The organism is Arenibaculum sp. (genome assembly GCF_035998295.1).
GTDB lineage: Bacteria > Pseudomonadota > Alphaproteobacteria > Azospirillales > Azospirillaceae > DASYHS01.
The window spans coordinates 54,487-74,000 of sequence record NZ_DASYHS010000047.1 but is presented as its reverse complement, the minus strand read 5'-3'; the positions used below and the strand labels follow the sequence as shown (position 1 = coordinate 74,000).

At 72.1% G+C, this 19,514-nt stretch carries 19 protein-coding genes; 5 read left to right on the top strand and 14 right to left on the bottom strand.

The genetic code is table 11. The features are described from left to right. Both VGO20_RS05170 and VGO20_RS05165 read left to right on the top strand, forming a co-directional pair. The coding region (locus VGO20_RS05170; protein WP_327501231.1) for an aspartoacylase at positions 1-821 on the top strand (821 nt) is incomplete at its 5' end. 44 nt (positions 822-865) lie between these two features. Next, positions 866-2,524, top strand: coding sequence for a GMC family oxidoreductase (locus VGO20_RS05165; protein ID WP_327501230.1), 1,659 nt, complete (start codon positions 866-868; stop codon positions 2,522-2,524). 36 nt (positions 2,525-2,560) lie between these two features. Here the strand turns inward: VGO20_RS05165 and VGO20_RS05160 are convergent, their stop codons facing one another. From VGO20_RS05160 to VGO20_RS05125, 8 genes are all read right to left on the bottom strand, one after another. Then, on the bottom strand, positions 2,561-3,169 hold the full coding sequence (locus VGO20_RS05160; RefSeq protein ID WP_327501229.1) for a hypothetical protein: 609 nt from the start codon (positions 3,167-3,169) through the stop codon (positions 2,561-2,563). Between the two features lie 2 nt (positions 3,170-3,171). Beyond that, complete coding sequence (locus tag VGO20_RS05155) at positions 3,172-3,318, bottom strand: hypothetical protein (RefSeq protein WP_327501228.1); 147 nt, start codon at positions 3,316-3,318, stop codon at positions 3,172-3,174. A 446-nt stretch (positions 3,319-3,764) separates the two neighbouring features. Then, entirely contained in the window at positions 3,765-4,499 is a 735-nt protein-coding gene (locus VGO20_RS05150; protein WP_327501227.1) for a hypothetical protein, read from the bottom strand. A 20-nt stretch (positions 4,500-4,519) separates the two neighbouring features. Continuing rightward, positions 4,520-5,173, bottom strand: a complete 654-nt coding sequence (locus tag VGO20_RS05145; RefSeq protein WP_327501226.1) for a MarR family winged helix-turn-helix transcriptional regulator — start codon at positions 5,171-5,173, stop codon at positions 4,520-4,522. A 78-nt stretch (positions 5,174-5,251) separates the two neighbouring features. Beyond that, positions 5,252-7,672, bottom strand: a complete 2,421-nt coding sequence (locus tag VGO20_RS05140) for an alpha-amylase family glycosyl hydrolase (protein WP_327501225.1) — start codon at positions 7,670-7,672, stop codon at positions 5,252-5,254. A 104-nt stretch (positions 7,673-7,776) separates the two neighbouring features. Beyond that, complete coding sequence (locus tag VGO20_RS05135; protein WP_327501224.1) at positions 7,777-7,971, bottom strand: hypothetical protein; 195 nt, start codon at positions 7,969-7,971, stop codon at positions 7,777-7,779. A gap of 69 nt (positions 7,972-8,040) precedes the next feature. Continuing rightward, positions 8,041-8,868, bottom strand: coding sequence for an ABC transporter permease (locus tag VGO20_RS05130; protein ID WP_327501223.1), 828 nt, complete (start codon positions 8,866-8,868; stop codon positions 8,041-8,043). Continuing rightward, on the bottom strand, positions 8,865-9,881 hold the full coding sequence (locus tag VGO20_RS05125; RefSeq protein ID WP_327501222.1) for an ATP-binding cassette domain-containing protein: 1,017 nt from the start codon (positions 9,879-9,881) through the stop codon (positions 8,865-8,867). Before VGO20_RS05125 ends, VGO20_RS05130 begins: the two co-directional genes overlap by 4 nt. Positions 9,882-10,402: 521 nt before the next feature. On the opposite strand from VGO20_RS05125, the gene VGO20_RS05120 reads away from it, so the two are divergent. Next, positions 10,403-10,978 carry a class I SAM-dependent methyltransferase gene (locus VGO20_RS05120; RefSeq protein WP_327501221.1) on the top strand — a complete coding sequence of 192 codons (576 nt, stop codon included), beginning with the start codon at positions 10,403-10,405 and terminating at the stop codon, positions 10,976-10,978. 30 nt (positions 10,979-11,008) lie between these two features. Here VGO20_RS05120 and gcvA read toward each other — a convergent pair whose 3' ends face one another. Then, positions 11,009-11,911, bottom strand: a complete 903-nt coding sequence (gcvA, locus tag VGO20_RS05115; protein WP_327501220.1) for a transcriptional regulator GcvA — start codon at positions 11,909-11,911, stop codon at positions 11,009-11,011. Positions 11,912-12,209: 298 nt separating this feature from the next. Continuing rightward, positions 12,210-13,529, bottom strand: a complete 1,320-nt coding sequence (locus tag VGO20_RS05110) for an aminotransferase class I/II-fold pyridoxal phosphate-dependent enzyme (RefSeq protein WP_327501219.1) — start codon at positions 13,527-13,529, stop codon at positions 12,210-12,212. Between the two features lie 130 nt (positions 13,530-13,659). On the opposite strand from VGO20_RS05110, the gene VGO20_RS05105 reads away from it, so the two are divergent. Together VGO20_RS05105 and VGO20_RS05100 are read left to right on the top strand one after the other, a co-directional pair. Beyond that, complete coding sequence (locus VGO20_RS05105; protein ID WP_327501218.1) at positions 13,660-14,367, top strand: glutamine amidotransferase; 708 nt, start codon at positions 13,660-13,662, stop codon at positions 14,365-14,367. Continuing rightward, positions 14,364-15,086 (top strand): MOSC domain-containing protein, encoded by a 723-nt coding sequence (locus VGO20_RS05100; RefSeq protein WP_327501217.1) that lies wholly within the window; start codon positions 14,364-14,366, stop codon positions 15,084-15,086. The genes VGO20_RS05105 and VGO20_RS05100 overlap by 4 nt, the downstream gene beginning before the upstream one ends. Before the next feature lie 42 nt (positions 15,087-15,128). On the opposite strand, the gene VGO20_RS05095 is transcribed toward VGO20_RS05100, so the two are convergent. The 4 genes from VGO20_RS05095 to VGO20_RS05080 form a co-directional block, all read right to left on the bottom strand. Continuing rightward, positions 15,129-15,476 carry a cupin domain-containing protein gene (locus VGO20_RS05095; protein ID WP_327501216.1) on the bottom strand — a complete coding sequence of 116 codons (348 nt, stop codon included), beginning with the start codon at positions 15,474-15,476 and terminating at the stop codon, positions 15,129-15,131. A gap of 89 nt (positions 15,477-15,565) precedes the next feature. Further along, positions 15,566-16,813 (bottom strand): MFS transporter, encoded by a 1,248-nt coding sequence (locus VGO20_RS05090; RefSeq protein WP_327501215.1) that lies wholly within the window; start codon positions 16,811-16,813, stop codon positions 15,566-15,568. Continuing rightward, entirely contained in the window at positions 16,810-18,288 is a 1,479-nt protein-coding gene (locus tag VGO20_RS05085; protein WP_327501214.1) for an NAD(P)-binding domain-containing protein, read from the bottom strand. The genes VGO20_RS05090 and VGO20_RS05085 overlap by 4 nt, the downstream gene beginning before the upstream one ends. A gap of 134 nt (positions 18,289-18,422) precedes the next feature. Then, positions 18,423-19,514, bottom strand: coding sequence for an ArsO family NAD(P)H-dependent flavin-containing monooxygenase (locus tag VGO20_RS05080; RefSeq protein ID WP_327501213.1), 1,092 nt, complete (start codon positions 19,512-19,514; stop codon positions 18,423-18,425).

Here is a 19,514-nt window from a genome sequence, read left to right as displayed (position 1 = left end):
TGCGCAGCCGCCCCGCGCGGCCCGGCGGGCGCCTCGACATCCGCACCCTGATCGCCAACCCCGAGGCGATCGCCGCCCGGCGGCGGTATGTCGACGCCGACCTCAACCGCCGCTTCGGCGCGCAGACCCCGGGCGCGGAGGACCCGCAGCCCCGCGAGGCGGCGCTGGCACGGGAACTCGACCGCGCCCTCGGGCCGAAAGGGGCCGAGCGGACGGGGACGGACTGCATCATCGACCTCCACACCACCAACGCGAACATGGGGACGACCATCGTGCCGGTCGGCACCGATCCCCTGTCGGTCGCGATCCTGCGGAAGTTCGCGGCGTTCAACGCGTCGGCCAGGATCCTGCTGCCGGGCTACGGGACGGTCGGGCAGCAGCCCTACCTTCCTTCGGTCGTGCCGGTGTCGTTCACGCTGGAGATCGGGCCCGTGGTGCAGAACACGCTGAGCCACGCCGCCGTCGTCGCGATGGAGACGGCGTTGCGCGACCTGCTGCGCGCGATCGAGGAGGCCCAGGAGGAGATCCCCGACGCACCGCCGGTGACGGCCTATCGCCCGATCGGACCCGTGCTCTATCCGCGGGATGCCGCCGGCCGGCCCACGGCCATGGTCCACGCCGCCCGCGAGGGCCGCGACTACGAGCCCGTCGCTCCCGGCGGGCCGCTGCTCCGGACGTTCGACGGGGAGGTCGTGGCCCACCGGGGCGAGGGGCCGGTGTATCCGGTCTTCATCAACGAGGCGGCCTACCAGCCCGACGGCATTGCCATGGTATTGGCCGAACCGGTTCCGCTGTCCGGCTCCGATCCAGCGGCAAAGTAGCCGGACCGGGGAACCGAACCCCGGCGGCGGCTGTCGATGCAGCCATGATCAGGCACGCCCCCTCCTCGCCGCCCCGCTTCGACGTCGCGATCGTCGGCGCGGGGCCGGCGGGCATCACCATCGCCAGGAAGCTCTCGCGCGACCGCGGCCTCCGCATCTGCCTGATCGAGAGCGGCACGCACGATCATTCGCGCGAGATGCAGGACCTGGCCCGGGGCGAGAACGCGGGCTTGCCATACTCGCCGCTGCACGAGTGCCGCTACCGGCGGTTCGGCGGCTCCATGAACGGCTGGCCGGAGGACCGGCGCCGTTGGCCGACGGCCATCGCCGCGATGAGCCCCTCCGATTTCGGACGGCGATCCTGGATCCCCTATTCCGGCTGGCCGATCGGCGCTCCGGAACTGGAAGCGGCCTACGCGAACGCGCGCGACCTCTTCTCGGCCGACCCGGCGGGCTACGCCCCGGGGAACTGGGAGGCGGACGGCGTCGCCTTCCGGGCCTTCGACCCGCAGCACCTGGAAACCTGCGTCTGGCAATACTGCCCCGGCATCAATTTCGGCCGGAAGTTCGGGCGGGAGCTGCAGGAGGCGGGCAACGTCGCGGTCATGCTGTCGTCGACCGTGGTCGAGATCCTCGCCACGGACGCCGGCGGCCGGGCGACCGGCGTCCGGGTCGCCGGCCCGGACGGCCGCCGGGCCGACATCCACGCCCGCGCCGTCGTGCTGGCCTGCGGCGGCATCGAGAACGCGCGCCTGCTGCTGGCCTCGACCGCCGAAACGCCGGCCGGCCTCGGCAACGGGTACGACCTCGTCGGCCGCCACTTCATGGAGCACCCGCATGTGCGCTCGGCGACGGTCCGCTTCGCCGGAAGCCGGCGCTGGCTGAAGGCGTACCGGCGCCGCCAGGTCCGCCGGACCTCGATCGGGGCCGGCATCGCGCTGTCCGAACCGGCGCAGCGGCGCCACGAGGTGCTGAACTACAGCGCGATCCTGATCGACGACTATCTGCCGGACCCCTCGACCGGACGCGCGTCGCCGGGATACGGCGCGCTCAAGGACCTGGCGGCGCGGCTTGGGCGCGGCGGGCTCGGCCTTGGCCGGTTCGGTCTTGGCGCCTTGGCGCACGACAAGGAGTTCGCGCGCCTCGTCCGCACGATCGGCGCCGACCTGCCGGCGAGCGTCGCGGGGGCGCTCGCCTATGCGCGCGGCCGGACCTGTGCGGTGTTCACGCGCTCGGAGCAGGCGCCGAACCCCGACAGCCGCGTCACGCTGAGCACGGAGCGCGACCCTTTCGGCCGCCCGCGCGCCCGGCTGGACTGGCGCCTGACGCCGCTCGACAAGCGCACGATCCGCGTCGCGGTCGAGACGCTGGACCGGGAGTTCACCCGCCTCGGGCTCGGTCGGGTCGTGCCGGAGCCGTGGCTGTCCGCCGATGACACGTCCTGGCCCTCCTGGCTGTGGGGCGGCTGCCACCACATGGGCACGACCCGGATGGCGGCGACGCCGCGCGAAGGCGTCGTCGACGCGGACTGCCGGGTGTTCGGCGTCGCGAACCTGTACGTCGCCGGCAGCTCGGTGTTCCCGACCTGCGGCTACGCCAACCCGACGCTGACGCTGGTCGCCCTGGCCGACCGCCTCGCCGATCATCTTCGGGGCAGGCTGGGCGCCCCGGAGGCCGTCAGCGCCGACCGGCTGCGGGCGTAGTATCCGCGGAAGCAGACATCCGCCTACGGTTCTTTTTTAATTGTAGTGTTCCTCAGGAACCCGGAAGTATCCCTGGATGCTCTGCTCGGCCGTGAGCACGGCAATCTGAATGTGCGTCCGCTCCTTGATCATGGAGTCGGCGAAGATCGGATCATCTTCCTGATAGAGCCCACGCACCGTGTTGAAGGGCGGCAACGGTGCCGGATTGCCCTCGTCGTCAATGTTGTCCGCAAGCAACTTGTGCAGATGGTTGATCACTGCGCAATCGAGGTCGTGCCTTTTGCTCTTGGGCTTGTTCACCGGCAGCGGTTTGTCCGGGAACGCTCGGTCATGGAAGGTTGAAAAGGTGTCGTAAGCGGCCTTGAGAGTGTTGAGCGAGGCCCGGTCCATCAGGTTCAGGCAGTTGCCGAGATGGATCACGGCACCGATCACGAAGGGCTCACCGCCGTTCCTAGCGCAATAGTCCTTCGCCCACTCGTAACCACGGACCGGATCAGCTTCCCAGAAGTAGATACCTCTGCCGAGCCAGTCCCATGGATTGTCGCTGTGCCGGAGATGAGGCTTGGTGCCTGCGAGGATGGCTTCCCCTATGTCCTTCTTGCAGCCGTGGTAGCCGAGGACATAGGGGTTCGATAAAACCGACATGATTATCGATAGTGCTCGCCGGGCTCGCCGTTCTCCGTGTAGACGCCCTCTTCAATCAGTGTACGGCGGGCATAGTCGGCATCCTTCTTGGCGCGCTCGTTGGCACGCTCGATTGCCTCCAGGATGGCCTTCTGCTGCTGCTCGCTCATTGTCGCCCCTCCATCAATCATCATGCTCAGGTTCTCCTATCAAGCACCATGTCGGGTGGCGCTCAACCGACTTGAGAAACCCCTTTTTGGGCTTCAGAGCGATTATCCAGCAGGGTAACGTAAAATGGCTGAAAAGCCCACTTGTTCCCGATCTGTGGGCTGAAGCAGGATCCTTCAAGGTCGGCAGGGTATCACACTCGCTCTTAGGTCACTTTGACCGCTGATTAAGATAATGGGGCAGAGAACAGAAGGAAGGGCGCCCGCAGCCGATCTTGCCAGAGGCGCCCCAGGTTGGAGTGTCGACGCAGGTAAGCGATCATGATCGCAGTGGAGCATGGCGTCTCTCTATAGAGAGCGTTCAGGATGCTGCTGTGCCGCTACCTTCGTCATTCGTAGTGGTCCATAGCAGGCCGGGAATGCTGCCAGGCAGCGGTGACTGCTATCAGCTAACGGACCCTGCCGGGCAGGCTGAGGTCGCCGGAGGCGACGTCGAACACGTCGGCGACGCACAGCAGCGGCGCGTGCATGTCGGCGTTCACCCGCAATGCTGAGGTGACGCCGTCGAAGGATGCGCCCTCGACCGCGCCCAGGCGATCGATCGGGACGCGGACCTCGACGGTGTCGCCGGCGATCTCCGGCTCGTGGCCGGGGCTGTCGATCAGGATCGGCAGGTCCGGCCAGGTCGGCGGCAGGCGCGGCTTGGTGCCTTCGGGGATGTCCCTGACCTTCAGCGCGCCGGGGCCGCAGGCCTCGTCCGGGACCAGGACGACCCAGTGGCTGTGCCACACGTCGCCGTCGTTGCCGGGGCTGCCGTCGCCGTTCTCGTCCTGGAGCGGCGTGTCGTCGAAGTCGGGATGCGCGGTGACGGCGAGCGCCAGGATGCCCTGGCCGGCCTCGAAGCCAACGGTCGCGCTGTCCAGGCTGGTCGGCCAGACATAGGAGAAAACCGTGCTGCCGGCGAGCTTGCCGGTCGGGGTCGGCCGGCTCGATGCGGCCTCGCCGCTGACGGCGATCCGGAACACGACGTCCCCGCCTTCGGTCGCGATGCCGGTGCGCACGACGTCGAAGGCGGGGTCCGCCCCGCCCCCGGCCTTCGCCTCGATCTCGTGCGCGGTCGCCATCCCCGCCGCCGTTGCCATGCCCAGGGCCAGCACCGCCGCCCCGATCGCCAGTCTCTTCATCGTCTTCCCTTTCCGCGTTGTCATGCCGCGCCGTTCCGGACGAACCGGTCCCAGGCGGCTTCCTGCTGCCCCGGGGAGGCTTGCTCCTGCTCCGGGCAGTCGATGCGCAGGTCGCGGTCGCCCAGGGGGGCGTCGACGAACCCGCAGTGATGGGGGGCGCGCGGGTCGTCGTGGACGTGCGGCCGGAAGAACCGGCAGGTCACGCACATCCGCGCGACCGGGATGTCGCCGCGCACCTGCAGGTCCCGGATCATCTTCACGAGGCCGCGCAGGAAGGCCGCCTGCTCGCACTCGTCCAGCGCGTCCACGCTGCGCAGCAGGAAGTCCGGCCACTCCGCGATCCCGTCCGCCGCCGCCTCGCCCGCGGCGGTCAGGCGCAAGGCCACCGCGCGGGCGTCGTCGGGGGCCCGGTCCTTCGACAGCAGGCCCTTGCGGACCAGGGCCGACACCGCGTCGCTGGCGGTGGCCTGGGTGACCTGCAGGTCGTCCGCGACCTGCGACAGCCGCACCGGCCGCGGCGCGCGGGCGCGCACCAGCCCCAGCGCCTGGGCTTGCGTCGGTGTCAGGCCCAGGCGCTCGCCCTCGCGCCAGGCGCGGCTCCGCAGCGCCATCCCGATCTTCGCAAGCCCGGCGACGACATGCCTGCCGGTCCCGCCTTCGCTCCCCTCGGTCATTCTCGGCCCTCCTATTAATTAGGAATCCTAAATATAATTCGAAGAGGCGTCAAGGGGTGGTTGTGACGGCGGCTGCGGTCAATCCCGCCCGAGCGCGAGGACGACGAAGCCGCTGGCCGGAAGGACGGTGGTGAGCGCCCCGTTGGATGAGGAGGGCGCGCCGATGCCCGCGCGCAGGCCCCAGCCGCCGTAGCGGACGGCGTCGCTGTCGAAGAGCTCGGTCCAGTCTCCGTCCGGCAGGCGCTCGTTCCCGACCGTGTAGCCGTGGTCGAAGGGCCGGTCGTTGAGGCTGGCGATCACCAGCACGACGTCCCGCCCGTGCCGGCGCAGGAACGCGAGGACCCGGTTGGCGTCGTGGACGTGGAGGACATCGATGTCGCGCGACGACAGGGCGGCCCGGCCGCGCCGCAGCCGCACGAGGTCGCGGTAGAACTCGAACAGCGCCCTTCCGTCCCCGTTGCGCCCGCCGACGATGTCCTCCTTATGGCGGGTGAAGTCATGGTAGCGGTACGGCTTCGCGGCGCCGACCTCCTCGCCCATGAAGAACATCGGCGTGCCCGCCGAGAGCACCGTCAGCCCGGCGGCGACCCGGCAGCGCGCCTCCGCCCATCGCCGCGTCTCGCCGACGAGCGGGGCGCCGCCGACCGCGGCCAGGATCGTGCGCGAGGAGCCGGCGGCGTTCCCGGCCTCGTCGTGCGATTCGTTGTAGACGATCTTCCGGAACCGGCTGTGGCGCAGGGCCCCAGCGAAGGCCCCCATCGCCAGCGGCCGGTTGTCGCCCGACCCGGCGGTGCGCAGCAGCTTGGCGTAGTCCGGCCCCTTCCCGCCGTCGCCGACGAGATGGTGGTAGAAATCGGCGTACCAGGTGGCGTCGAAGCCGAGCCCGCCGTCCTCGGCCGGTTTGGTCACGTCCTCCCAGGTCGAATGGTCCTCCGCCGTCAGCAGCACGTCCGGCCTGATCAGGCGCAAGGTCCGCGCCCACTGGCGCAGGAACTTGGCCCCGAAGATCCGCGCGCGGTCCGCCGGACGCCCGTCGGCGTGAAGGACGGCGTAGGAGTGGATCGACGTCGTCTGGTCGACGCGGAAGCCGTCGACGTGGAAGTCCAGGACCAGCTCGGCGGCGCTGCCGATGAAGAGCTGGCGCACGACCTCCTCGTGGAAGCGCGGCGCCCAGGCGGTCGACATGTTGTCGACGTAGCCGCCCTCGGGGTGATGGTAGTCCGCGGGCCGGCCCTCGTACCAGTACCAGGCGTTGTTCTCCGGCGCGGTCGAATCATAGGCCCACTGGGCCCGCTCGGCGTGGTGGTGGTAGTGGTTGTAGACGACGTCGAGGAGGACGGCGATGCCGTAGCGGTGGCATTCCCGCACGAACCGCTTCAGCGCGTCGCGCCCGCCGGCGCTGGTCTCGACCGCGAAGAAATGCGAGGTGGCGTAGCCCCAGTTGGCCTCGTCGCGGAACTCCGAGATCGGCAGGAGTTCCACCGCGTTGACGCCGAGATCGACGAGGTGGGGGATCAGCGCCATCGCATCCTCCAGGTCGCCGGCATCGGCACGGCCGGGGTTCAGCGCGCCGACATGCAGCTCGTAGATCACGAGGTCCTCGACCCGGGTCGGCACCGGGCGGGCCGGATCGTGCTCCCCGTCCCAGAACGCCGCCGCGGAGACCTCGACCGCATGCGGCCCGGCGTCCCTCAGCACCACGTCCGGGTCGACCACGACCGAGCAGGAGACGGTGCCGTCGAGCGTGCCGCGGCTGCCGGACCAGGCACCGTGCGCGGGGTTGACGTCGCCCGCGCCGAACTGCAGGCGCGAGAAGATGTCGGTCCGGTAGGCGACGGAGCCGTCGTCGCGGGTGATCTTGTACATGTAGGGGCGGCCGGCCAGGGTCACGAAGCTGCCCAGGCGCGCGGGATCGTCCGCCGGGCCGACCGACCAGACGCCGTCCGGGCCCCTGTTCTCCGGCGGGATCGGCAGCGTGTCCACCACCCCGGCCCCGTCGTCGGCGACGTAGCCGCGGTCGGGGTCCGCGAAGACCACCTCGACCGCCCGGGCGTTCGGCGCCCAGACGGCGAAGCGGATGCCCGCCCCGCCATTTCCGGCCCCGACCCCGTTCCCAGCCTTGTTGGCGCCGAGCCGGCGGCACTGGGTCAGATAATAGACCTCGTGCTGCCCGTGGGGCCGGAGCGTGAATACCCGGTGCAGGTCGCGGGCATCCTCGCGGTCGGGTTCCGCCGCGATGCCCCAGCGGTCGGCGCCGCCGGGGCCGTCGAGGAGCACGCCCCAGCGGAACGCCCGGCCGGCGGCGGCCGGATCGAAGGCGACGGACGCCTCGAAGCAGGGGCACCCATCCTCGCCGGTCGCCGCCGCCATCGGCACGGACGACCATCCGGCGTCGACCGGCCTGCCCGCCCCGTCCCAACTGCCGACGAGGCGGGCATTGCCGAACAGATCGGCCGCAAGGCCGGTGTGATAGGTGAAGCGAACCGATATCGGCGCCATCTCTCCCTCCCCTCGCGTCGGCTGCGTGCCGGACGTCCCAGGCAGAGAACGACGCCGGGGCGCGGATCGCCCAGGCCTACAACTTCAGAGAGCGGGGCACCCGGTCATTCCTCGGGAACGCCGCCGCGGTCGCGGTGGGCGTCCGCGGCGGATGCCCGCGCCGCGTCCTCGGGCTTCTCGACCTTTCCCATCGCGACCGCCTTCTCGGCGGCCTTGGTCTTCCCGGCGTCGGCCCCGGTCTCCTCGGGTGCCGGTTCGGTCGTGATGCGGCCCAGATGCTTCATGTCGCGGTCGGCCATGTCGTCTCCTCCTGCCCGTCATGGACTGCCGTCAACAGCGCCCGCACGGGAGAGTCCCGGCGGCGGCCGTCACCGCTCCCGCGCGTAGAGCCGCATGGTCAGCGGGGCGAAGACCGCCGCCACCACGGCGGGCGCCGCCAGGGCCAGGCCGATCTCCGCCGCGTCGGGAGTGCCGCCCAGGATGCCCCTGAGCGCGGTCACCGCGAGCGCCACCGGGTTCACCTCGACGAAGGCCCGCAGCCAGTCCGGCAAGGTCGCCGGATCGACGTAGACGTTGGAGGCGAAGGTCAGCGGCATCAGGACCAGCCACGACAGGGTCATGACGGTGCCCGGCGTGCGCACGAGCAGGGCCGCCGCCATGAACACCCAGCCGATGCCGAAGGCGAAGACGTCGAGGACGAGGATCGCGGCCAGGAGGCCGGGCAGGCCCGACTCCGCGCGGTAGCCCATGACCGCGCCGACGAGGATCACCAGGACGGAGGAGATCGTGTAGCGCAGCAGGTCGCCCGCGACGGCGCCGGCGATCGGGGCCGGGCGCCAGATCGGCAGCGAGCGGAAGCGGTCGAAGATGCCCTTGGACAGGTCGGTGTTCAGCGTGAAGCCGGTATAGACGGAGGTGAACATCACCGTCTGCACCAAGATGCCTGGCAGCAGGAACTGCAGGTAGGCGTCGGGAGATCCCACCAGCGCGCCGCCGAACAGGTAGGTGAAGATCACCGTGAACATGACCGGCGTGACCACCACGTCGAAGAGCTGCTCCGGCGTGTGCTTGATCTTGAGCAGCGCCCGCCAGGCGAAGATCAGCGTCTCGCGCAGCGGCCCGGGCGCCGGCGGCTTCGCCAGCGGCGCGATCGCGGGGGCGGCGGGCCCGCCGCCGGGGGTCTCGTCGATGCTCATGGAACCGCTTTCTCCTGCCCGGCGTCGCCGGATGTCTTCTCCTGCCCGGCGTCGCCGGGCGGGGTCGCCGCGTGGCCCGTCAGGGCGAAGAACACCTCGTCCAGGCTCGGCTGGCCGAGCGAGAACTCCGTGACCGCGATGCCTGCCTGCGACAGCCGGCCCAGCGCCTCGATGGCGCCCGCGGGCTCGCGCAGCCGCGCGCTCAGCGCCTTGGGGTCCATGTCCGCCTGCACCTCGGCGCCGAGCGCGGCCGAGAGCAGGGCCCGGGCCTCGTCCCGCCTGGCCGCGTCGCCGAGGCGGACGTGCAGGACGCCGGAGCCGACCGAGGCCTTCAGTTCGGCGCTGGTGCCTTCCGCGATGACGCGGCCGTGATCGATCACGGCGATGCGGTCGGCGAGCTGGTCGGCCTCCTCCAGGTACTGGGTGGTCAGCAGCACCGTCGTCCCGCGCCGCGCAAGGTCGCGGACCATCTCCCAGATCTGGCCCCGGCTGCGCGGATCGAGCCCGGTCGTCGGCTCGTCCAGGAACAGCAGGTCGGGGCTCACCAGCAGCGAGCCCGCGATGTCGAGGCGCCGCCGCATGCCGCCGGAATAGGCCTTCGCCTGCCGGCCGGCGGCATCCGCAAGGCCGAACGCCTCCAGCAGCGCCTGCGTCCGCTCCTTCGCGGCGTGGCGCGACAGGCCCAGAAGCCGGGCAAGGAGGATCAGGTTCTCCCGGCCGGTCAGGTCCTCGTCGACGGTGGCGAACTGCCCGGTCAGGGCGATGCGCGCGCGTACCGCCGCCGGCTCGGCGACGACGTCGTGGCCGAGGACCCGGGCAGTGCCGGCATCGGGCCGGATCAGGGTGGACAGGAGGCGGACGGTCGTGGTCTTTCCGGCACCGTTCGGGCCCAGGAGCCCATAGATCGTGCCGCGCCGGACCCGCAGGCCGATCCCGTCGACGGCGCGGGTCCCGCCGAAGCTCTTGACCAGCCCATCCGCCTCGATCGCGGGGGCGTCGACCTCGCGCTGCATCGTCCTCGTCCTCTCGTCGGGTGGGCGCCGTCATTCCATGGCGCTCGACCCTCGATAACCGGCATCGGCCGCGACGGCAAGAGGCGTCTCCCGGCCGGAGCAGGCCGCGCCCCCTCGCGCACGGCAACGGCCCCCGCGCAGAAGGTGCAGCCGTTCGCGCTACCCCGGTCCCGGTATCCCGCCTCGGGGACCGCGGCGCCCAGGCGGCCGACATCACCTCTTGCCTTCGTTGCACCACCTCCAAAGTTCTTGCCGGCTAGTACCAAAGGTTTCTTCAGAGAGAACAACTTCAGGAGCAATCCTTATAAATAGTTTTGGAGGAAAAGATCATGGATGGTCAGAATATAATTAAATTAATAGAGAAAAAGCTGAACGAGACGTTGCCCAAGAACCGCCTGATCCGAGTCCTGGAAGCGGGAGGCGGTTCCTGCATGCACATTCATTTCAGAGGAGAAAAATACGTAACGACGCTCGACATCAGTCCCGAGTAGCTCGAAAGAAATTCCTACGCAAATGAAAAGGTGGTCGGCGACCTCGAAAGCTGGACCAGCCCGGACCGCTACGACCTCGTCGTCTGCTGGAACGTGCTGGAGCATCTCGACAGGCCCGCCCGCGCCATGAAGAACATCATGGAGGCACTCGACGAGGGCGGGGTCCTGGTCGTCGGCTGTCCGAACCTGTACTCGGTCAAGGGGGCGGTGACCAAGCTGTCGCCGCACTGGTTCCACGTCTGGTACTACCGGAGGATCAAGGGAGGCGCCCGTGCCGGGGAACCGGGATATGCGCCGTTCCGGACCTTCCTGAAGCCGGAGTCGAGTTTCCGCTCGATCGTCCGGATGGCCGAGACGAGCGGGTTCGACCTGCTGATCGCGCAATGCTACGAAGGGCCGGAAAAGGAGGACCTGAAGAGACGGTCGCCGCTTCTCTACGGGATATACGAGGCCGTAGGAACGCTTGCCGGCGCCCTGACCTGGGGCCGCTTCCAGGCCAAGGCCTCGGACTGGGCCGTCATCATGCGCAAGCCCCCGGCCCCGCAGTCCACGGCGGGAGAACCGGCCAGGGTCGATCGGGCCGCTTCCGTGGCCGAGCCGATCTGAACGGCGCCGGCAACGGCGGGAAGGGTCTCGTCACGGCCGGCGGAAGCCGTCCAGGGTCGCCTCCATCTCTTCCCTGACCCATTCGGCGAAGGCCGCGGCCGGCGCGCCCGCGCCGTGGGGAGGCATCACCAGCCAGTACGCGCCGAGGCGCACGCGAGGCGCGAAGGGCCGCACCAGCCGCCCCGCCGCCAGATCGTCGGCGGCGAGCGCCGGCTCTCCCAGGGCCACCCCCTCGCCGCGGACCGCGGCCTCGATCGCCAGCGCGGCGTCGTTGAACACCGGCCCGCGGGGCAGGTGCACCCCGTCCAGCCCGGCCTCGGCGAACCAGCGGCTCCAATACCCGCGGTCGTCCTCGAACAGGAGGGTACATCGCGCGAGGTCGGCGGGGCCGTCGAGACCCGGCGTCGAGGCGCGCAGCGACGGCGCCAGGACCGGGAAGGCCTCCACCTCGCCCAGAAGCGACGCGGTCGCGCCGCGCCAGGCGGTCCGGTCCAGCGACCAGCGGATCGCGAGGTCCGCCTCCGCTCCCACGCGGGCGACGGCGGCGGAACTGCTGAGCGAAAGCTCCACCGTGGGATGGCGGGCCCGGAACCGGCCGAGGCGGGGGACCAGCCAGCGCGCGGCCAGGGCCGGCTCGACGCTGACATGCAGGCTCGTGGACCCGGGGTCGCGCACGGACTGGATGACGCGGGCAAGCTCGTCGAAGCTCCCGGTCAGGTGCTCGGCGAGCAGGACGCCGTCCTGGGTCAGCCTGACCTGGCGGTGCTGGCGGCGGAACAGCGGCCGCCCGAGCCAGCTTTCGAGTTCCCGCACCTGGCGGCTGACGGCGGCCTGGGTCACGAACAGCTCCTCGGCCGCCCTGGTGAAGCTCAGATGCCGCGCCGCCGCCTCGAAGGCCCGCAGCGCGGTCAGCGTCGGCAACCGGCGTGACACGCGCGCCTCCACGGGATGCATCACTTCAGGTTATGCAAGGAGGACGATAAGCTCGTTTGAGCGCCACCGCCAGCCATCCGCACAGTGGGCCTCGAAAGGAGGCCGCGATGTGGCGATTCAGCACACCGATCCTCGATACGTTCCTGCTGCTGACCTTCCAGTACCGGAGCGGCGGAACTCCGCCCGCGGTCCGTCACGGCAGGGCGGCGCGAGGTCGCCCGTCGGCGCCTACCGACCGCGGGGCCGGGGTTGGGGCCGGGTCCCCCGAGGCCACGAGGAGACGTGGAGAGCCGCCCGGTCAGGCGTAGATGCCCCGGGCCGGGCGCAGCGTCTGCGCCAGCGCGGCCGCGACGTCCTCCTCCTCGCCGGGCGACAGCCCCGCCACGCCGATCCGGACCCCGGGCGGGCTGCGCATGCGGAAGACCTCGCCGGCCTGCATGGCCCAGCCGCGCGCAAGCATGCCCTGGACCGCCTCGGCCTCCCGGGCGACGGGGACCCAGACATGGAGGCCCGACGCCCCCGCCGCCGCGATGCCGCGCGCCGCGAGCGCCCCGACCAGCAGGGCCCGCCGCTCCGCGTAGGAGGCGGCCGCGCGCTCCACCAGCGCGGCGGTCGCGGGATCGGACCACACCCGGGCCGTCAGCCGCTGCAGGAGATGGCTGACCCAGCGCGGCCCGAGCGCCTGGTGGTTGCGCAGGCGGGACAGCGTCGTCCCGTCCCCCGCCACCACGGCGACGCGCAGGTCGGGCCCGAGGAACTTGGACACCGAGCGCACCAGCACCCAGGGGCGGGCGTCCGGGTCCGCCGGCGCCGCGGTCGCGAAGGCGGCGCCGGAGACGGGGCCGGCGTGGTCGTCTTCGACCAGGAGGGCGGCCGGGTGCCGGTCCAGCACCTCGCGCAGCGCCCCGGCGCGGTCCGCGGTCAGGCGCGCGCCGGTCGGGTTGTGGGCGCGCGGCGTGAGGACGACGGCCCTGGCGCCGTCCCGCAGCGCGCCGTCCAGCAGCCGCGGGTCGATGCCGTCGCCGTCGAGCGGGACCGGGACCGGGCGCAGGCCCATCGAGCGGATCAGCAGGAGCGCCGAGACGTAGCCCGGATCCTCGACCGCGACCGCGTCGCCGGGGCGCAGATGGACGCGCAGCGCCCGCTCGATCCCGTCCATCGCGCCCGAGACGACCGCGATCTCCCCCGCGGCCACGCCGTCGCCGCGCAGGAGCTCGCGGGCGTGGGCCACCAGCCCGGGGTCGTCGTCGGCCATCTCGTAGGCGCCCGGCGGCAGCGCCAGGGAGGCCAGATGCGGCGCCAGGTCGGGCAGGAGCCGCGGGTCCATGTTGCCCGAGGCGAGATCCCTGGCCCGTGCCGGGATCGGCGGCCGGTAGGCGTCCACGCGCGTCCGGGCGGCGACGATGGAGCCCTGCCTGCCCGCGCCGGTAACCAGGCCCGCCTCGCGCAGGCGGGCGTAGGCCGCCGCCACCGTGTTGCGGTTCACGCCGATCGCCTCGGCCAGGTCCCGCACGGCCGGAAGCCTCGCCCCGTCGGCGAGGCGGCCGTCCCGGATGGCGCGCTCGGCGCTCGCGGCGATCTCGGCGGCGGTCCTGCCGTCGAGGAAGGGATGGCTCATCACGCATACCCCGGTGATGCGGGCGCTGGACAGCGCGCCGGCATGGCGATATTTTGTCAGAGATAAACGAATTATTGTCCTATGTCAATATGGTGGTGACCATGACGGGGACGCAGCGGAGCATGCGGCCATGATGAAGACGGCGGTGGCGATCCGGCACGTGCATTTCGAGGATCTCGGCAGCTTCGAAGGCGTGCTGGCGGCGCGGGGCTACAAGGTCCACTACTACGATGCGGGCGTCGACGACCTGTGGACGCTGGAGCCGGTGAAGACGCCGCTCCTCGTCGTGCTCGGCGGCCCGATCGGCGCCTGTCAGGAGGACGCCTACCCGTTCCTGGCCGACGAGCTGCGGATCCTGGAAGCCCGCCTCGCGCATGGCGCGCCGACGCTCGGCCTCTGCCTCGGCGCCCAGTTGATGGCGCGTGCGCTCGGCGCCGCCGTCCGCCGCGGCCCGCGGCCGGAGATCGGCTTCGCCCCCGTCCGGCTGACGCCGGAGGGCCGGGAGTCGTGCCTGGCGCCCTATGGCGAGGAGGGCGCATCCGTCCTCCACTGGCACGCCGACGCCTTCGACCTGCCCGACGGGGCGGTGCGGCTGGCCGCGACCGACGCCTGTCCCAACCAGGCCTTCTCCTGGGGCCGCAACGCGCTGGCCCTCCAGTTCCACCCCGAGGCGAGGCTGAAGGGATTCGAGCCCTGGCTGGTCGGCCATGCCTGCGAGATCGCCGCCGCCGGCCTGTCGGCGCAGGACCTGCGTGCGCAGGCGGAGCGGCACGCCCCTGCGCTGGAGGCGCGAGCGGCCCGCTGCCTCGGCGCGTGGCTGGACGGGATCGGATCGTGACCGCGGGCGTCGTGATCGACGCGGTGCTGGTCGGCCGGGCGGTGCCGTTCGGGCGCGCCGGTGCCGCCAGCGCGATCGCCAAGGCGCCGGCCGCGGGTGCGGTCGCGCTGTCTCGAACCGGCCTCGCCGGCGACGAGCAGGGAGACCGCCGACATCACGGCGGGCCGGACAAGGCCGTGCACCACTATCCCGGCGAGCACTACGAGGCATGGCGGCGGGAACTCCGCCCGGCGCCGGCGGTCCTGGCGTCGGAGGTCTTGGCGTTGGAGGGCGCCTTCGGCGAGAACCTGTCGACCCGCGGCATGACCGAGGACGAGGTCTGCGTCGGCGACGTCTACCGGGCCGGCACCGCCACGCTCCAGGTCAGCCAGGCCCGCCAGCCGTGCTGGAAGCTGAACCACCGCTTCGGGGTCGCGGACATGGCCCGGCGGGTCCAGTCCAGCGGCCGGACCGGCTGGTACTACCGGGTGATTGAGCCCGGCCGGCTCGCCGCAGGCGACGGCATGACGCTGCTCGACCGGCCCCGTCCCGGCTGGCCGCTCGCCCGCGTCCTGCGCGCCTTCTATGTCGACATGCTCGACCGCCACGCGCTGGCCGGCATCGCGGCGCTGCCCGAGCTCGCGCCGTCCTGGCGCGACCTCGCGAGGCGCCGGCTGGAAAGCGGCCGGGTCGAGAACTGGGGCCGCCGGCTCGGCGACCGCGACCCCGGGGCTGCGTAGCCTGCCATACAGGGGGTCCCGATACTCGGCGCCGGCTGCGCTTCAGACCAGCCCGTCCGGATCGACCAGGAGGAACGCGCCGTGGCCGCCGGGCAGGATGGCATGCCGGACGTTCTCGGGGATGCGGATGCAGTCTCCGGCCTTGAGGGTGCAGCCCACGCCGTCGAGTTCCATCCGCATCTCGCCCTCGATCATGATCAGCGCTTCCGCCCAGCCGGGATGGACCTCTTCCGGCAGCCCCTCGGGGTCGACGCGGAAGAGCTTCACCCGGGTGTTCGCGACCCGGCCAAGGATCAGGCTGCTCCAGCCCCGTTCCGGCAGCGCGGCCGCCGCCGCGGCGAGCCCGACGGTGCCGCCGCTCCCGGCGGCGTGATCGGCAATCGGCGCCATCGTCCTTCGAACTCCTGCGGAAATTTCGCGCAGCGCCGATCAGTAGCCCCGGCCGCGGGCGAGATCAAGGAGCGGGGCGGCCGGGCGCTCTACGTGATGCGGGCCCGGGAGGTGAGCGCCGCCGCCCAGAAGCAGGCGGCGGCGACCGACGCGCCCGCGAGCGCGCAGACGACGAGGGCATCGTAGGAGCCGGACGCCTGCCAGAGCAGGGCGCCCGCGAGAGGCGCGGCCGCCTTCGCCGCCGTCGCGGGAGCCCCCATCGCCCCGTTGACCGCGCCGTAGGCGTCGCGGGTCAGCATCTCCGGAACGGCCGTCCCGCGCACGATGGTCATGATGCCGTTCGCCGCCCCGTACAGGGCCGCGAACAGGTAGACCATCGCCAAGTCCGAGCCGGACACCAGCAGCAGCAGGGCAGCCAGCGGGAACCCGACGACGGTCACGGAGCCGAGGCGGCCGATGGGCAGCCGCCCGCCCAGGACCGAGATCGCGATGCGCCCGGCAACCTGCGCCGGCCCGATGACCGCGATGGCGCCCACCACGGCCGCCGCCCCCAGACCCCGCTCCATGAGCAGCGGGTAGAGATGGTAGCTGAGCGCCGAGAAGATGCCGGTATAGACGGCGAAGGATACCAGCAGCAGCCAGAACGCGGGCTTGGCCGCCGCCGCCCGGAGCGGGCGCCCCGGCACCGGCACCGGCACCGGTGCCGGCTCGCCCCTCGGCGGGCCCACGGGCCTTTCGGCGAGGATCGCGGTCACCAGCGCCGCGACCGCGAGATTGCCCAGTCCCAGCGAGACCAGCGCCCCCCGCCAGCCGAAGGCGTCGAGCAGCAGCTGGGTGAGCGGCACCAGCACCGTGCTGGCGAACCCGCCCCAGAGCGTCAGGGTCGTGACGGCCCGCCGGATCTGCGCCCCGGACAGGCGGGCGACGGCGGCGAAGGCGGCGTCGTACAGGGTCATGGCCTGGACCAGGCCCAGCAGCAGGAACACGGGGTAGAGATGCCAGGCGGCCTGCACCTGCGACCACGCCAGGAAACCGAGGCCCGCCAGGGCCGACCCCGCCCCCATCACCGCGCGGCCATGGCCCCGGTCGATGGCCACGCCGACCGGATAGGCGGCGAGCGCGGCGACGACCAGCGCCATCGACGCCAGCAGGTAGACGTCGGCCTTCGTCAGGCCGAACGCCCGCATCGTCGGTTCCGCCAGCAGGGGGAAGCTGTAGACCAGCGTCCCCCAGGAGACGATCTGCGCCACGCCGAGACCCGCGATGAGGCCGTGGCGCAGGGGAGCACCGCGCGGGGTGCCGGCGGCAGGCATCCCGGCCGGTGCGGTGACCGTCATGCCGCCTTCGGCCCGCAGCAGCCCGCCTTGACGGGGATCGCGGCGGTCTCGACGGCCGCTTGGGCCTGGGTCGGGGCCTGGGCCGGGGCTTGGGCCGGGGCATCGCCGCAGCCGCAGCCGGTCCCGCCCGCCGCCTTGATGTCGGCGTCCTTCACGCAGCAGGCATCCACCCCGGCCGCGGCCGGTCCGCCGCAGCAGCCGCCCGCATCCTCCGCCACCGGCACCGGGCCGGGAGCGCTGCTGCACACGCCGGTCTCGGGCAGCTCCAGCCGCACGTCGTGGGCGGCCTCGACATCGCCCGCCAGGAAGGCGGCGATCGAGCGGACCTGCTCGTAGCCGGTCGCCATCAGGAAGGTCGGGGCGCGGCCGTAGCTCTTGATGCCCACGGTGTAGAAGCCCGGCTCGGCGTGGGAAAGCTCGCGCACGCCATGCGGGCGCACGGTGCCGCAGCTATGCAGGTTGGGATCGATCAGCGGCCCGAGCGCCTCCGTGCATTCCAGCCACGGGTCCAGCCTCAGCCGCAGCTCGCGCAACGGCGCGAGGTCGGGCCGCTGGCCGGTGGCCGCGACCACCTCGTCGACGCCCTCGATGCGCCGGCCGTCGTCGCTCTCGAGCACCAGCTTCCCGTCCGCCTCGATGACCTTCGCCACCCGGAACCCGGTCACCAGCTCCAGCGCGCCGCCGGCCTGAAGGTTGCGCAGCGCCGTGCCCAGCGCGCCGCGCGCGGCCAGCGCGTCGGCCTCGCCGCCGCCGAAGGCCCGCGCCGGGTCGGCGCCGCGGACGGCCCACACCACCCCGGTCCCCGGCGCCTGCCCTGCCAGCCGCGCCAGGTCCAGCAGGGCGTTGGCCGCGGAGTGGCCGGACCCGACGACCACCGTCCTGCGCCCCGCATAGCGGTCGCGCAGCGCCCCCGCCACGTCCGGGATGCCGTAGTGGATGCGCTCGGCGAAGGTCCCCTCGCCGACCGCCGGAAGGCCGTTCGCGCCCAGCGGGTTGGGCGTGGCCCAGGTGCCGGATGCGTCCAGGACGGCGCTCGCGAGGATCTCGCCCTCGCCTTCGGCCGTCTCGACCCGGACCACGAAGGGCGAGGCGTCGCGGCCGCCGGTCTTCACCTTGTCCATGTGCCGGCGGCCGATGGCGACCACCCGATGGCCGAGCCGGAGGCGGGCCGCGATCTCAGGCAGGGCGGCCAGGGGCCGCAGGTAGCCGTCGGCCAGCTCGCGCCCCGTCGGCAGGACGTCCGACGCCGGCGCGGCCCAGCCGGACCGCGCGAGCAGCGCCGCGGCCTCCCGGTCGACATTGTAGCGCCACGGCGAGAACAGGCGGACATGGCCCCAGTCCAGGATGTTGGCCGCCACCTCGGGAGCGGCCTCCAGGACCAGCGGCTCCAGGCCGCGGGCCAGCAGATGGGCGGCGGCGGCTAGTCCCACGGGTCCGGCGCCGATCACGACGACAGGGTGCGCAATGTTCATCATCGCCTCTCTCCATCGGGGGCCGGACCCGTCACGTGGCGCGTCCGATACCCATTACCATATTTCGACTATAATCGAAATAACATCCGGCGGCAGGTCGGTCAAGGATCATTTCGATAAACATGGAAATATGCCCCTCAGCCCGGCGGCGTCGGCACGCCCTGCCCGCCCTCCGCGCCGAGTTCGGCGGCGATGCGCCTGACCGTCTCGCGGGCGCTGCGGCCGACGCCGATCAGGGTCGCCGATGCCGGGCCGGTCCAGCCGCCGTAGCCGACCAGCCACAGCCGCGGTTCGCGGACGGAACGGGTGCCGTCGACCGCGACCGTGCCATCCGGGCCGACGACGTCCAGACACGCGAGGTGGTCGAGCGCCGGACGGAAACCCGTGCACCAGATGACGGCGTCGGCCCCGGTCGCGGTGCCGTCGCGCCAGACGACCCCCGTCTCGCCGAAGCGCGCGAACGGGCGGCGGGCGTGCAGCACGCCGCGGTCCCGGGCCGCGGCCATCGGCGGCACCATGACGATGTCCCCGAGGCCGCCGGCCGGGATCTCCGGCGCGCGGCCCTCCTGGAGCGCCTTGATGCGCGCCGTGGCCCGGTGGAACAGCACCCTGCCGTCGACCTCGTCCGGCAGGAACACCGGCGGCCGTTCGCTCACCCAGGTCGTGTCGGCCACTTCGGACAGCTCGGCGAGGATCTGCGCGCCGGAATTGCCGCCGCCCACGACGACGACCCGCTTGCCGGCGAAGGACTCCGGCCCCTCGTAGGCGCCGGAATGGACCTGGGCGCCGCGGAACGCCTCCCGGCCGGGATAGTGCGGGACGTAGGGGTGCCGCCAGGTCCCGGTCGCGCTCACGACCATGCGGGCCGTCCAGTCGCCCCGGTCGGTCCTCGCCAGCAGGACGCCGTCGCCCGCCCTCTCGACCGAGCGCACCGTCACCGGCCGGCGGACGGGCAGTTCGTACCGGGCCTCGTAGCGGGTCAGGTACCCGACGACGTCGTCGCGGCCGGGATAGGTGGTCTCGCCGCCGTTCAGCGGCCATCCCGGCAGGGACGACCAGGCGGCGGGGGAGAACAGGCGCAGCGACCGCCACGCATGCCGCCACGCGCCGCCGGGGGCGTCCTCGGCGTCGAGGATGAGGAAGGTCAGCCCGGTCCGCCGGAGATGATAGCCGAGCGCGAGCCCGGCCTGCCCGCCGCCGATCACCACGACGTCGGCATGGCCCGTCAT